The sequence below is a fragment of the Streptomyces erythrochromogenes genome (assembly GCF_036170895.1).
Classification (GTDB): domain Bacteria; phylum Actinomycetota; class Actinomycetes; order Streptomycetales; family Streptomycetaceae; genus Streptomyces; species Streptomyces erythrochromogenes.
Map to the genome: position 1 here is coordinate 6,128,548 of NZ_CP108036.1, position 13,019 is coordinate 6,141,566.

At 73.3% G+C, this 13,019-nt stretch carries 13 protein-coding genes; 6 read left to right on the forward strand and 7 right to left on the reverse strand.

Going from position 1 to position 13,019, the window contains the following annotated elements; translation table 11 throughout:
* Positions 1-80 precede the first annotated feature (80 nt).
* Positions 81-764, forward strand: a complete 684-nt coding sequence (locus OHA91_RS28040; RefSeq protein WP_308289030.1) for a chaplin — start codon at positions 81-83, stop codon at positions 762-764.
* Here the strand turns inward: OHA91_RS28040 and OHA91_RS28045 are convergent.
* Complete coding sequence (locus tag OHA91_RS28045) at positions 757-1,425, reverse strand: DUF2293 domain-containing protein (protein ID WP_328740241.1); 669 nt, start codon at positions 1,423-1,425, stop codon at positions 757-759. The genes OHA91_RS28040 and OHA91_RS28045 overlap by 8 nt on opposite strands.
* Before the next feature lie 148 nt (positions 1,426-1,573).
* Between OHA91_RS28045 and OHA91_RS28050 the strand changes: the two genes are divergently transcribed.
* A complete protein-coding gene (locus OHA91_RS28050) occupies positions 1,574-1,972 on the forward strand; it encodes a cupin domain-containing protein (protein WP_308289031.1) in 399 nt (132 codons plus the stop codon).
* A 27-nt stretch (positions 1,973-1,999) separates the two neighbouring features.
* Here OHA91_RS28050 and OHA91_RS28055 read toward each other — a convergent pair whose 3' ends face one another.
* The gene (locus OHA91_RS28055) at positions 2,000-3,454 is read right to left on the reverse strand and encodes a WGR domain-containing protein (RefSeq protein WP_266502208.1); all 1,455 of its coding nucleotides are present in this window, start codon (positions 3,452-3,454) and stop codon (positions 2,000-2,002) included.
* Positions 3,455-3,547: 93 nt separating this feature from the next.
* On the opposite strand from OHA91_RS28055, the gene OHA91_RS28060 reads away from it, so the two are divergent.
* The gene (locus OHA91_RS28060) at positions 3,548-4,195 is read left to right on the forward strand and encodes a nucleoside/nucleotide kinase family protein (protein WP_031149174.1); all 648 of its coding nucleotides are present in this window, start codon (positions 3,548-3,550) and stop codon (positions 4,193-4,195) included.
* A 268-nt stretch (positions 4,196-4,463) separates the two neighbouring features.
* Here the strand turns inward: OHA91_RS28060 and OHA91_RS28065 are convergent, their stop codons facing one another.
* Positions 4,464-5,369, reverse strand: a complete 906-nt coding sequence (locus tag OHA91_RS28065; RefSeq protein WP_266502211.1) for a carbohydrate kinase family protein — start codon at positions 5,367-5,369, stop codon at positions 4,464-4,466.
* Positions 5,366-6,310: a pseudouridine-5'-phosphate glycosidase gene (locus tag OHA91_RS28070; protein ID WP_266502213.1), complete on the reverse strand. Its 945-nt coding sequence runs from the start codon at positions 6,308-6,310 to the stop codon at positions 5,366-5,368. The genes OHA91_RS28065 and OHA91_RS28070 overlap by 4 nt, the downstream gene beginning before the upstream one ends.
* Positions 6,311-6,393: 83 nt before the next feature.
* Here OHA91_RS28070 and OHA91_RS28075 point away from each other — a divergent pair, with 83 nt between their 5' ends.
* Together OHA91_RS28075 and OHA91_RS28080 are read left to right on the forward strand one after the other, a co-directional pair.
* Positions 6,394-7,182: a class I SAM-dependent methyltransferase gene (locus OHA91_RS28075; RefSeq protein WP_266502215.1), complete on the forward strand. Its 789-nt coding sequence runs from the start codon at positions 6,394-6,396 to the stop codon at positions 7,180-7,182.
* Between the two features lie 66 nt (positions 7,183-7,248).
* Positions 7,249-7,623, forward strand: a complete 375-nt coding sequence (locus OHA91_RS28080) for a cupin domain-containing protein (protein ID WP_031149166.1) — start codon at positions 7,249-7,251, stop codon at positions 7,621-7,623.
* On the opposite strand, the gene OHA91_RS28085 is transcribed toward OHA91_RS28080, so the two are convergent.
* The 3 genes from OHA91_RS28085 to OHA91_RS28095 all read right to left on the reverse strand — a co-directional run bounded on the left by OHA91_RS28085 (position 7,613) and on the right by OHA91_RS28095 (position 10,608).
* Positions 7,613-8,818, reverse strand: a complete 1,206-nt coding sequence (locus OHA91_RS28085; protein WP_276566694.1) for an MFS transporter — start codon at positions 8,816-8,818, stop codon at positions 7,613-7,615. The two genes, OHA91_RS28080 and OHA91_RS28085, sit on opposite strands and share 11 nt — an antisense overlap.
* Positions 8,819-9,077: 259 nt before the next feature.
* Positions 9,078-9,641 carry a methylated-DNA--[protein]-cysteine S-methyltransferase gene (locus OHA91_RS28090; protein ID WP_031149162.1) on the reverse strand — a complete coding sequence of 188 codons (564 nt, stop codon included), beginning with the start codon at positions 9,639-9,641 and terminating at the stop codon, positions 9,078-9,080.
* A 64-nt stretch (positions 9,642-9,705) separates the two neighbouring features.
* A complete protein-coding gene (locus tag OHA91_RS28095; protein ID WP_031149160.1) occupies positions 9,706-10,608 on the reverse strand; it encodes a glycerophosphodiester phosphodiesterase in 903 nt (300 codons plus the stop codon).
* A 235-nt stretch (positions 10,609-10,843) separates the two neighbouring features.
* Here OHA91_RS28095 and uvrB point away from each other — a divergent pair, with 235 nt between their 5' ends.
* Positions 10,844-13,000, forward strand: a complete 2,157-nt coding sequence (gene uvrB, locus OHA91_RS28100) for an excinuclease ABC subunit UvrB (RefSeq protein WP_328740242.1) — start codon at positions 10,844-10,846, stop codon at positions 12,998-13,000.
* The last annotated feature ends 19 nt before the right edge of the window (positions 13,001-13,019 follow it).

Genomic DNA, 13,019 nt, shown 5'->3' on the forward strand with positions numbered 1-13,019 from the left:
GGCGTTGTTTCCGATGCGGGGCTGGGTCCCGAAATCCACCGGAAGGCAGGAAAGTGATGCGTCACAGTCGTCGAAGTGGCTTGATCGCGGCGGTCGTTGCAGGCGGCGGCCTGGCCGCCGCAGGCGTGAGCGGGCTCGCCCACGCCGACGCGGACGCCGGCGGCAGGGCCGAGCGCTCGCCCGGTCTGCTGTCCGGGAACCTGGTGCAGCTGCCGGTGAACGTGCCGGTGAACCTCTGCGGGAACACCGTGAACGTCGTCGGCGTGCTGAACCCCGCGGCCGGGAACCGCTGTGCGAACGAGTCGCGGGGAGGCGGCGGGCATTCCACGCAGGGCGGGTCGCACACGTCGCAGCAGGGCGGCGGGAACGGCGGAGGAGCCGTGGCAGAGGGGCGCGGAAAGGATTCTCCGGGCGTATTGTCGGGTAATGGGATCCAGCTCCCCGTCGACCTCCCGCTGAACGTCAGCGGCAACTCCGTCAACGTGGTCGGCATCGGGAACCCCGCGCACAGCAACACGTCCGTCAACGGCGAGAAGCCCACAGAGGGCAAGCCCGTCCAGCCGCCCGTCGTCGAGAAGCCGGTCACCCCGGTCACGCCGGCCACCCCCGTCACGCCCGTCGTCCCGGTCACCGAGGTCCAGCCGCCGCGGCACAGCGAGGCGCTCGCCCACACCGGGGCCGACGGCGCCGGGTACCTGCTGCCCGCGGGCGGAGGCCTGCTCCTCGGCGGTGTCCTCCTCTACCGCCGCTTCCGGCTCAACTAGCCGCCCTCCGCGGCATGGTGCGCCACCCGTCCAGGATGGCGTCGATCCGCGGAGCCAGCCGGGCGCGGGCCGCGAAGCGGGGGACACCCGACATCAGCAAAGCGTCGTACTCGGTGTCGGTGTGCCGCACCGCAGCCCGCACCGCCACCGAGACCGCCGCTTCGTCCAGGGCCCGCCCCGCCGCGGTGCGGCCCACCCGGCCGCTGCCGCGCACCGAGGCATGGGTGGCGATCGCCACGGCCCGGTCGGCCGGGCAGCCGGGGAACAGCCGGACGATCTCGGCGGCGAAGGCCGCCGTGAAGCGGACGTCCTCCGCCGCACGGCGCAGCCGGTCGCGCTCCCGGCGGCGCGCCCGCGCCTCGGAGTCCGCGAGACAGGCGCGTTCCGCGCCGGCCAGGGCGGCGTCCTCGACGAGGAGCCCGAGGCGCTCGTACCGGCGGCGCCGCCTGTGGAAGCGGACCACGACGGCGGAGAGCGAACTGGCCTCGCGGGAGCGGCGGGTGAGCGCGGCGTCGCCGCGCGGAAGATAGACGAGGTGCCCCAGATCCGCACAGTCCAGGCACCGGGGCACACCGGCCTCGCGGACCAGGTGCCGGAGGGGACCCTGCCGGCACTCCGCGCAGTGGATCTGCTTCGCAGACTCGAACACGACCAGGCTCATACAGGTGTGATACCGCCCTGCGCCCCTCATATCACCTGGTGGCGAAGGGAGGTTGAGGTTTCACCGACTCTTCCGGGATCGGCCTGATCACTCCTACGGTGGGCCCTGGACCGCTGACCACGGGGGTCGGTCCACGGAGGAGGAACACATGGGCGCACGGCGGACGACGACGGCACGGCCGCCGGTGATCGGCTTCGGCATGAGCACCGGAAAGGCATGCGTCACCACGATCCCCGCGGGCCATGAGATCGTCATCCCGCCGGGCGGCTGCACGGGCTGGCACTACCACCGGATGCGGCTCGAAGCCGTCGTCCTGGCGGGCACCCTGACCCGGGTCCTGCACGACCTCACCGTCGAGGTGCACCGGCCCGGAACCGCCTTCGTGGAACCCGCGGGCATCGGCCACATACACCTGGGCCACAACCTCGGCACCGAGCCGGTCGTGCTCCACGTGACCCCCCGGCTGCCCGAGGGGACCGCCTTCTCCATACCCACGCCGGCCCCCTCCGGTGTCACACCGGAGGTCTGCCGGCAGCACCCCTGCTGAGCCGCCGCCCGAGCGGGCCGGCCGCGCTCACACCAGTCGGCGTATCTCGCCGCGGACCCGGTAGAAGCCCCTGGACGCCGCGTGCAGGTCGTCGACCACGTACCGGGCGCCGACCTCCCTGATCCCCCGCGGGAACTGCACGTTCCAGGAGGACTCGAAGCCGCTCGACACCACCTGTACCCGCATCCGGCCCCCCTGTTGGACGCACTCCACCACCACACCGCCCGCCGGCTCCGAGGCCACCGCGGCCATGGAGACCGTCGCCACCGCCGAGGCCGACGCGGCCGGGGTGAAAACCGGCAGCGCGGCCGCCGACTTCACGTCCATCGGCGCGGGCACCGAACCCTGCTGGGCCGCCGCGATCGCCTGCTCGCTCGCGTCCACGCAGACCAGAGAGCCGTCCGTGGTGACGAGGTACAGCCGCCCGTCCAGGTACTGCATCGACAGCGCCGACCCGCCGCCGGTCCCCAGCTTCCACAGCCGGTTCCCGTCCGCGTCGAAGCAGTAGACGGAGGAGGAGGAGTCGCCCGCGAAGACGTGGCGGCCGTCCGGCGAGGTCGCGCACGAATACACCGCCGCGTCGCACCGGTAGGTGGCCTCGGTCGCCCCCGAGGCCTTCGACAGCCGCTGCACGGTGTTGCGGACCGTACCCGCGTACACCGAGTGCTCCTCCTGCCAGCCGAACAGGACACCGCCCGGGGTGGCGCTGTGCCACAACTGCCCGGTGCCGTCGGCCGCGTAGGCCGTCACACCGGCGCTGTGTCCGTGGTAGACCGCCCGCTCGTCGGCCCGGACCATCCACCCACCGGTCCCCGAGGACTTCCGCGACCACTGGTGCTCCTCCTCGTGGTCGATGACGGTCAGGCCGCCGTTCGCGTCGGAGACGTTCAGTACGCCCTCGTGGATGTCCAGCCAGTAGATGTCCACGTCCGCCGCGATGGCGTAGGCGCCGAAGGGGACCTTCGACGACAGGTCGTACACCGTGCCGTCGTCACAGCCCGCGTATATCCAGAACTCGTCCGCCACCAGGCACTTCACCCCGTCCGGCAGCGAATAGCGGGCCAGCACCTCACCGCCGTGGCTCAGCGTGTACACGTCGCCTGCCTGGTTGCCGACCCAGCAGCGGTCCTCGTCGACATGGATCCCGAAGGCCGCGGAACCGGTACGGAAACGCCACAGCACGGGGGCGACGGCACGCGCCGTCGACGGCGCCGACGTCACCTGGCGGCGCGTCACCGCCCGGGCGGCGCGCTGCCCCTGCACGGCCGGGGCGTACCCCTTGCGGACCTTCTCGCCGATCTTCTTGGCGGCGGCCGCCCGGGCCTTCTCGGCCGTCGGGAACGAGGAGCTCTGCAACTGGCCGGGCGCGCCGATGCGTCCGTAGCGCACGGAGACCGCCGTGCCGTCCACGGTCACCTCGTAGAACTTGTGCGCCCCGCCGCCGTCCTGCGACAGCTCCAGATACGTCGTCTCCCGAGCCATGACAGACCCCTCCCCGAAAGCCGGGCCACCGGCGCCCTTTCCGCGGTGATCCCTCGTGGGAAAAAGCTAGGGCCGACCACTGACAATGGGCCGGTGCAGTGGGAAGCGATCACATGGCAGCGGATGGCCGAGCGGCTCGCCGGACACCTCGACGACCCCGCCAACGCCCCCGGGCCGGACGGCCGGCAGCGCGTGGGCATCGACGGAGCGCCCGCGGCGGACACCGGCACCCTCGCCGGGCGGCTCGCGGAGGAGCTGCGGCTGCGCGGGCGACCGGTCCTGGTGGTGCCGACGGGCGGGTTCCTGCGGCCCGCCTCCCTCCGCTACGAGTTCGGCCGGCGGGACGTGGACGCGTACCTGGACGGCTGGTACGACACGGCCGCGCTCTGGCGGGAGGTGTTCGGGCCGACCGACCCCGGTGGGACGGGGCGGGTGCTGCCGGACCTGTGGGACCCGGTGACCGACCGGGCGACCCGCAGCCCGTACGTCGAACTCCCGGCCGGCGGTGTGCTGCTGGTGCACGGGCCGCTGCTGCTGGGGCGGTGGTTCCCCTTCGACCTGAGCGTCCACGTGCGGTTGTCGCCGGGGGCGCTGGCGCGGCGGACCGAGGAGTCCGAGCGGTGGACGGGGGAGGCGTTCGCCCGGTACGAGGCCGAGGTGGATCCGGCGTCCGCCGCCGATGTGGTGGTGCGGGCCGATGATCCCAGGCATCCCGCCTGGACGGGGGTCCGGGAGCGGTGACCCTGCGGGGCGGCGGGGCTGGGTGCCAGTGCCGCTGCGCGGAGGCTCCACCCCGCCCCGCCCCTTCGCCGTTTCCCGGGCGCTGCCCGGACCCGCGCCTCAAACGCCGGCGGGGTTGGGGTGGCGGGCGCTGTCCGGACCCGGGCCTCAAACGCCGGCGGGGTTGGGGTGGCGGGTGCTGTCCGGGCCCGGGCCTCAAACGCCGGCGGGGTTGGGGTGGCGGGTGCTGTCCGGGCCTGGACCTCTGGTGTCGGCGGGGCTGGGGGTGTTACGGGCGGCCGCCCGGGCGGGTTATGGCTCGGGCTGCCGCGCGGCAGCCGGCGCGGGCCGATTCCGGTGGGTCCGCGCCTTCCAGGCGGGCCGCCAGGAAGGCGCCCGTGAAGGCGTCGCCGGCTCCCGTGGAGTCCACCACCGCCCCGGCCGGGTCCGAGGCCGCCACCTCGGCCGTGATCCGGCCCCGTTCGGCCACGAGCGCCCCCGCCGGGCCCCGGGTCACCACCACCAGCGGCACCCGCCGGCTCAGCGCCGTCGCCGCCCGGGCCGCGCCGGCCCCCTTCGGCAGCCCGGCCAGCAGCCGGGCCTCGTCCTCGTTCGGCAGCAGCACCCCCGCGCCCGCCACGGCGTCCAGGAAGCGCTGCGGGCCCAGCGTCGCCAGGAACCCCGCCGACGCGGGGTCCACGCTCACCGGCACCCCCCGGGTCCGCGCCGCCCGCAGCGCGACCAGGGCCAGCTCCCGGCTGCTGTCGGCGAAGAACAGGTAACCCGACAGGTGGAGGTGCGCCGCCCCGTCCAGCAGGGACGGGGCCCAGTCGGCCGGGCACAGCCGCAGCGAGGCCCCGCTGTCGGTGAGGAAGGTCCGCTCCGCGTCCTTGCCGACCAGGGCCACCACCGTCCCGGTCGGCTCCTCCCGGTCGACCACCAGCCGCGGCCGCACCCCCGCGTCCACCAGGGCCCGCTCGTGCCACCGCGCCGATTCCGTGCCCACCCGCGCGAGGAGGCGTACCTCCGCGCTCCCCGTACGGGCGGCCCAGCACGCCGCGTTGGCCCCCGCGCCGCCCGGCAGGGTGCGGATGCGGGCCGCGGTGTCGGTGGCCGGAGCAAGCGGCTCCGGATGTATGGCGACCACATCAGTCACCACGTCCCCGACGACGAGCAGCGCCCCCGCAGCGGTCATGCCCGCGCCGCCCAGGCCCCGGCGATCCAGGCGCCGAGCCGCACGTTGCCGCGTACCGCCGCGAGGTTCGCCTCCAGCGAGGCCCCGTCCGTCGCCCGTACCAGGAACCCCAGCAGGAACGGGGTCACCGCCTGGCCCGTGATCCCCTGCTCGCGGCAGAGGGCGAGGGCGTCGGCCAGGACCCGGTCGTGCAGCTCCGGGTCCAGCTGCTCCCCGGCCGCCACCGGATTGGCCACCAGCAGCGCCGATTCCGTCCCGCCCAGCGCGTCCTGAGCGGCCATGACCGCCGCCACCTCCTCGGGCCGGTGCACGGTCCAGTCCACCGGCTCACCGGAATCGGCCAGGTAGAAACCGGGGAACCGCTCCGTGCCGTACCCGAGCACCCCCACCCCCAGCGTCTCCAGCCGCTGCAGTGTCGCCGGGACGTCCAGGATGGACTTCACGCCCGCGCACACCACCGTGATCCGGGTCCGCGCCAGCAGGGAGAGGTCCGCCGACTCGTCCTGCGTCTGCGCCCATTCGCGGTGCACGCCGCCCAGCCCGCCCGTCGCGAAGACCCGCAGGCCCGCCCGGGCCGCGAGGAAGGCCGTCGCGGACACCGTCGTCGCCCCGGTCGCGCCCGTCGCCAGCGCGGGCGCCAGGTCCCGGTGGCCGAGCTTGCGCACGCCGTCACCGGCCGCGATCCGCTCCAGCTGGGTCTTGTCGAGGCCCGCGCGGGCCACGCCGTCGACGACCGCGACCGTCGCCGGAACCGCACCCTCCGCGCGGACCAGTTCCTCCAGTTCGAGGCCCACCTCCAGGTTGCGGGGGCGGGGCAGGCCGTGCGCGATGATCGTCGACTCCAGGGCCACCACGGGCCTGCCCTGCGCGAGCGCCTCGCGTACCTCTTCCGACAGGACCGGTCCACCGGGCAGGGGTGCAGTTGCTCTGTGCTGTGACATGTCCCCATCCATGGCACGGGACCGCCGCCTCCAAACGCACTCCCGCCACACCCGTCACAAAGCTGTCCGAGTAGCGTTCCCCCATGGACACGCGCGGCTTCTACGACGGGCTCGCCGACCGCTACGACCTCATCTACGCGGACTGGGACGCGTCCGTCACCCGGCAGGGCCGGGCCCTCGACGCCCTGCTCACCGCCGCGCTGGGTCCGGGACCGCACACGGTCCTCGACAACGCCTGCGGCATCGGCACGCAGTCCCTCGGCCTGGCCGCACTGGGCCACGAGGTCACCGGGACCGATCTGAGCCCCCTCTCCGCGGCCCGCGCCGCGAGCGAGGCCGCCCGCCGCGGACTCGACCTGCCCTTCGCCGCCGCCGACATGCGGGCCCTGCCCTTCGCGGACGCCTCCTTCGACGCCGTGGTCTGCGCCGACAACGCGCTGCCCCACCTGCTGACCGCCCAGGACGTGCGCGCCGCCCTGGCCGAAACCCGGCGGGTCCTGCGCCCCGGCGGCCTGCTCCTGCTCTCCACCCGCCCCTACGCGGACCTGCTCCGGGCCCGGCCGCAGAGCGAGGCCCCGCACGTCCACACCGGCCCGGACGGGCAGCGGACGATCACCTTCCAGCTGTGGCACTGGCACGCCGACGGGGAGCGCTACGACCTGGAGCTCTTCCAGCTGCTGCCGGCCGGCGACACCTGGACGCCCTGGACCTCGCGCGCCACGTACTGGGCGCTCACGCAGGAGAGGACCGCGGAGTTCGCCCGGGAGGGGGGCCTGCGCGACACCGCCTGGCACGCTCCGGCGGACACCGGCTTCCACCAGCCGGTCCTCACCGCCAGGCGGCCCGGTCCGACTGGACAGGGTGACTCGTAGGCCGGTCCGTTCCTGGACGCTGTGGTCACCGCGCCGGGCGGACGGGCCGCACTAGGCTGGCGCGCCATGAGCACCAGCGATCACTCCGCCGTCCCCGCCCCCGCCTCCTTCGCCGTCACCGTGGCGGACGTGGAGCTGGAGCCCGACGACCTCGACCCCGCACAGATCGTCTCCGGCGATCCGGTCGTCACGGGCAAGGTCCTGTGGGAGTCGGCCGACGGCAAGCAGGTGCGCGGGATCTGGCAGATCACCCCGGGCGTGGTCACCGACGTCGAGGCGAACGAGCTGTTCGTGGTGGTCAGCGGACGCGCCACCGTCGAGGTCGAGGGCGGCGAGACCCTGGAGGTGGGCCCCGGCTCGGCCTGCGTCCTGAGGGAGGGCGACAAGACCGTCTGGACCGTCCACGAGACGCTCCGCAAGGCCTACCACATCAGCTGCTGACCCCCTTGGGATCCGCGGGACGGCGGCGCGCGGTGAACAGGGCGAGCGCCGCCATCGGCAGCAGCAGCGAGGCCCCGACGGCGTTGAGCCAGCCGTAGCCGGCCTGGGACATGATCACGCCGGCGGCGGCCCCGCCCACGCCCGCCGCCGTGTTCATCGTGAGGTCGCTCAGGCCCTGTACGGCGGCCCGCGCGGGCTGCGGCACCGAGTCGGTCAGCAGGGCCGAGCCGGACACCATCCCGGCGGACCAGCCGAGGCCGAGCAGGAAGAGCCCGAGGGCGCTCTGGCCGTGGTTGGGCCCGGCCGTCCCGGCGAGCAGCGCGGCGACCGACAGCATCCCCGCGGCGAGGCCGATCACGGAGAGCCGTCCGAGCCGGTCCGCGAGCCAGCCCATGAGCGGGGAGAAGGCGAACATCCCCGCGATGTGACCGCTGATCACCAGCCCGACGAGCTCCAGCCCGGCGCCGTGGTGGCCCAGGTCCATCGGGGTCATGACCATGATCGAGACCATGGTGGTGTGGGAGACGGCGACGGTGAGCAGGGCGAGGCGGGCCCGCGGCGAGGCCTTCACGGCGGCGATTCCCGCGCGGATCGAGCGGCCCTCGCGGGTCTGCTCCTCGGGTGCGGCCAGTGCCCGAGCCGTCAGCAGCGGGTCCGGGCGCAGGAGTACGGCGATCAGCGCGCCGGTCAGCAGGAAGACGACGGCGGCCCACACGAACGGGCCGGCCGTCTCGGGTATGGACGTCCCGGCGAAGCTGCGGCTCGCCGGCGCGGACAGGTTGGGGCCGAGCACCGCGCCGAGGGTGGACGCCCACACGACGACCGAGATGGCCCGGGCCCGGTGGTCCGGGGCGGCGAGGTCCGCGGCGGCGAACCGGGCCTGGAGGTTGGCGGAGGAGGCGGCGCCGAAGGCGGCCATGCCGAGCAGCAGCAGCGGGAAGCTCTTGATCGTGGCGGCGAGCACCACGAGGCCCGCCCCGACGGCGCCGATCCCGTACGCCAGGACCAGTCCGGGGCGCCGGCCGCGCGCGGTCATCAGGGCGGCGAGCGGCAGCGAGACCAGGGCGGTGCCGATCACCGAGGCGGTCGAGGCGAACCCGGACAGCGCCTCGGTGCCGCTGACCTCGGTGGCGAGGACGGGGGCCAGGGCGATGCTGATGGGCACGCCGAGGCCGCCGAGCATCTGGCCGGCCATGAGCACACGGGAGGTGCGCTTCTGGAGCCGCGCGAGGTCCGGGAGGCCGAGCGGCGGGGCGGGCCGGTCCGTGCCGGGAGAGGCGGTCACGCCGTACACCGCCCTCGCGGGTGCGCGGCGCGGGGCACGGGGGACGCGGCGGGGCCGGGTGCGGCGGCAGCAGCAGTAGTCACCGCCGCAGTGTGCCACCCCTTACCGTCCGGCGGAACCGGGCCGTCACCGCGGGCCGGGCCAGGAGGTCACAGGCGTCGCGCCGGGCTCAGAACAGGGGCTGCGGGAGCACTCCCTCCAGTGCGAGGAGCTGCCGCTTGGTCTCCAGTCCGCCGCCGAACCCCCCGATGCCCCCGTCGTTCTCCACGACCCGGTGGCAGGGCACCACCAGCGGCAGCGGGTTCGACCCCATGGCGTTGCCCACGGCCTGGGCGGCGCCGGGCTGTCCGACGCGGGCCGCCAGCTCCCCGTAGCCGACGACCGATCCGTAGGGCACGGAACGGTCCAGCTCCTGGAGCACCTGGCGGTTGAAGCCGGAGCTGAGGCGCCAGTCCAGCGGCAGGTCGAAGCGCCGCAGCGAACCGGCGAAGTACGCGGCGAGCTGGCGCACCGGCTCGGCCAGCAGCTCCTCCTCGCCCGGCGCGGGCCGCCGGGCGTCGGCGCCGAGCCGGGAGACCAGCGGTCCTGTCATCCGGTCGAGCCGGTCCGGCCCGGCATGGAACTCGACCCGGACCAGCCCCTCGGGGGTCGCGGCCAGGAGCAGGGGGCCGATGTCGCTGGCGACGACGGTCCATTCGAGGTGCGGCCCGCGGGGCCGCTCGGTGCTGTCCACGCCTCCACGGTACGGCTCGCCGCCGACAGGCCCCGGCCGCACCGGCTTGTCACCGCCCGGGTGCTCAGAAGCCGCCGACCGCCTCCCGGACCACGTCGGGGGCGTTCGTGATGATCCCGTCCACGCCCATCTCCTGCACCTTCCGGGCGGTCGCGGCGTCGTCGACGATCCAGGTGTCCACCTCCATCGCCCTGCCGTGGGCCCCGAGCAGACCGTGCACGGCCGCCACCCAGTCGGCCGTGATGGTGGTGTGCCACGGGTTGATCCGGTCGGTGAACTCCGCGTACCGCGGCAGGTCCGCCACGGGCGGGGTGCCCAGGAAGGCCGTCACCAGGTCGGGGCGCAGCCCGTGCACGATGCGCACGGAGTCGGCGCTGAAGCTCTGCACCACCAGCCGCTGCGCGACGTGGCGCGCGTCGAGCCAGCCCGCCTCGCCCAGCACCCTCAGGGTCTGCTCCTCGATCCCCGGGTAGAGCTCCGGCTTCTTGATCTCCAGCAGCAGCCGCTGCCGGTTGCGCTGCACCCGGTCGAGGTACTGCCGCAGGGTCGGCACGGAGGCGCCCGCGTACTCCTCGCCGAACCAGCTGCCCGCGTCGAGCCGATCGATCTCGGCCGCCGTGAAGTCCTTGACCTTCCAGGGCTTGCGGTCGGGGAAGAGCTGTTCGACGTCCGTGGTCCGGGCCAGGGTGTCGTCGTGGATCACCACCAGCTCGCCGTCCTTGGTGCGCTGCACGTCGTTCTCGACCCAGTCGAAACCCAGCCGCATCGCCAGGTCGACCGCGGCGAGGGTGTTCTCCGGGGCGTACGCCGAGGCGCCCCGGTGGGCGTACACGACGGGACCCCCCAGGCCCAGCGGTCCGGGCGTGGATCCGGGACCGGTGGCGGCGTACGACGCCGTCCCGCCCAGCAGGGTGAGGGTGAAGCCCAGGAATGCGGCGGCGGCCGCGGCGGCGGGTCGGACGTACATGTGCGTTCTCCTCGGGTCGTGAGCCCTGTTCCTGCGTCAGACGGGTGCGGAGCGGCAGACGTTGTGGCGATGCACTTCACCGCGATCATGGGGTTGAAGATCACGGAGCCGCCACCGAACTACGACAAACGGACCAGAACGGATGACGGGGGCCCGGGGCCCGCGGGGCCGCCCGGAGCGCGCCGGGACCGGGCGGGGAGGCGTGAGTGTCAGTGCGGGGTCGTACGGTGGACTCATGCGGCCCGTATCGAAGATCGAACGCACGGTGGCGCCTTTCGAGGTCGTCAGCCCCTACCAGCCCAGCGGCGACCAGCCGGCGGCCATCGCCGAGCTGGAGAAGCGCATCCGTGCAGGTGAGAAGGATGTCGTCCTGCTGGGTGCGACCGGCACCGGCAAGTCGGCGACCACCGCCTGGATGATCGAGAAGCTCCAGCGCCCCACCCTGGTCATGGCGCCGAACAAGACGCTGGCCGCCCAGCTGGCGAACGAGTTCCGCGAGCTCCTGCCGAACAACGCCGTCGAGTACTTCGTGTCGTACTACGACTACTACCAGCCCGAGGCCTACGTACCGCAGTCGGACACGTACATCGAGAAGGACTCCTCGATCAACGAGGAGGTGGAGCGGCTGCGCCACTCCGCCACCAACTCGCTGCTGACCCGGCGGGACGTGATCGTCGTCGCCTCCGTGTCCTGCATCTACGGCCTCGGCACCCCGCAGGAGTACGTCGACCGGATGGTCTCGCTCAAGGTGGGCGAGGAGATCGACCGGGACCAGCTGCTGCGCCGCTTCGTCGACATCCAGTACACGCGCAACGACGTCGCCTTCACCCGCGGCACCTTCCGGGTGCGCGGCGACACCATCGAGATCTTCCCGGTCTACGAGGAACTGGCCGTCCGCATCGAGATGTTCGGCGACGAGATCGAGGCCCTCTCCACCCTGCACCCGCTGACCGGCGAGGTCATCAGCGAGGACCGCGAGCTCTACGTCTTCCCCGCCAGCCACTACGTCGCCGGCCCCGAGCGCATGGAGAAGGCGATCGCCGGCATCGAGACCGAGCTGGCCGAGCGCCTCGCCGAGCTGGAGAACCAGGGCAAGATGCTGGAGGCGCAGCGCCTGCGCATGCGCACCACCTACGACCTGGAGATGATGCGCCAGATCGGGTCCTGCTCCGGCATCGAGAACTACTCGCTGCACATGGACGACCGCGAGCGGGGATCGGCGCCCAACACCCTCATCGACTACTTCCCGGAGGACTTCCTCCTGGTCATCGACGAGTCGCACGTCACCGTCCCGCAGATCGGCGCCATGTACGAGGGCGACGCCTCCCGCAAGCGGACCCTGGTCGACCACGGCTTCCGGCTGCCGTCCGCGCTGGACAACCGGCCGCTGAAGTGGGAGGAGTTCCAGGAGCGCATCGGCCAGACCGTCTACCTGTCGGCGACCCCGGGCAAGTACGAGCTCTCGCGCGGCGACGGCTTCGTCGAGCAGATCATCCGCCCCACCGGCCTCATCGACCCCGAGGTCGTGGTCAAGCCCACCGAGGGCCAGATCGACGACCTGGTGCACGAGATCCGCAAGCGGGTGGAGAAGGACGAGCGGGTCCTGGTCACCACCCTCACCAAGAAGATGGCCGAGGACCTCACGGACTACTTCCTGGAGCTCGGCATCCAGGTCCGCTACCTGCACAGCGACGTCGACACCCTGCGCCGCATCGAGCTGCTGCGCGAGCTGCGGGCCGGCGAGTACGACGTCCTGGTCGGCATCAACCTGCTGCGCGAGGGCCTCGACCTGCCCGAGGTGTCCCTGGTGGCTATCCTCGACGCCGACAAGGAGGGCTTCCTGCGGTCGGGCACCTCCCTGATCCAGACCATCGGCCGCGCCGCGCGCAACGTGTCCGGCCAGGTCCACATGTACGCGGACAAGGTCACGCCGGGCATGGAGAAGGCGATCGAGGAGACCAACCGGCGCCGCGAGAAGCAGATCGCCTACAACACGGCGCACGGGATCGACCCGCAGCCGCTCCGGAAGAAGATCAACGACATCGTCGCCACCATCGCCCGCGAGGAACTGGACACCGAGCAGCTCCTCGGCACCGGATACCGGCAGGGCAAGGGCGCCAAGGCACCGGTGCCGGCGCTCGGCGGTCCCGCGGCCCACGCCCCGGCGGGCGCCAAGGGCGGCAAGGGGACGAAACCGGCCAAGGGCGCCAAGGGTGCCGAGGTGCTCACCGACCGCCCGGCCGCCGAACTGGCCTCGCTCATCGAGCAGATGACCGACCGCATGCGCGCCGCCGCGGCGGAGCTCCAGTTCGAGGTCGCGGCCCGGATCCGGGACGAGGTCGGCGAGCTGAAGAAGGAGCTTCGGCAGATGAAGGAAGCGGGCCTCGCCTGAGTCGGGGGCTGTCAGTAGG

What these genes read in the sequence shown, in the direction of transcription:
- OHA91_RS28045 (WP_328740241.1), bottom strand. Translation starts at nt 1,425, where the DNA reads ATGAGCCTGGTCGTGTTCGAGTCTGCGAAGCAGATCCACTGCGCGGAG.
- OHA91_RS28050 (WP_308289031.1), top strand. Translation starts at nt 1,574, where the DNA reads ATGGGCGCACGGCGGACGACGACGGCACGGCCGCCGGTGATCGGCTTC.
- OHA91_RS28055 (WP_266502208.1), bottom strand. Translation starts at nt 3,454, where the DNA reads ATGGCTCGGGAGACGACGTATCTGGAGCTGTCGCAGGACGGCGGCGGG.
- OHA91_RS28065 (WP_266502211.1), bottom strand. Translation starts at nt 5,369, where the DNA reads ATGACCGCTGCGGGGGCGCTGCTCGTCGTCGGGGACGTGGTGACTGAT.
- OHA91_RS28070 (WP_266502213.1), bottom strand. Translation starts at nt 6,310, where the DNA reads ATGTCACAGCACAGAGCAACTGCACCCCTGCCCGGTGGACCGGTCCTG.
- OHA91_RS28075 (WP_266502215.1), top strand. Translation starts at nt 6,394, where the DNA reads ATGGACACGCGCGGCTTCTACGACGGGCTCGCCGACCGCTACGACCTC.
- OHA91_RS28080 (WP_031149166.1), top strand. Translation starts at nt 7,249, where the DNA reads ATGAGCACCAGCGATCACTCCGCCGTCCCCGCCCCCGCCTCCTTCGCC.
- OHA91_RS28085 (WP_276566694.1), bottom strand. Translation starts at nt 8,818, where the DNA reads ATGGCCGGCCAGATGCTCGGCGGCCTCGGCGTGCCCATCAGCATCGCC.
- OHA91_RS28095 (WP_031149160.1), bottom strand. Translation starts at nt 10,608, where the DNA reads ATGTACGTCCGACCCGCCGCCGCGGCCGCCGCCGCATTCCTGGGCTTC.
- uvrB (WP_328740242.1), top strand. Translation starts at nt 10,844, where the DNA reads ATGCGGCCCGTATCGAAGATCGAACGCACGGTGGCGCCTTTCGAGGTC.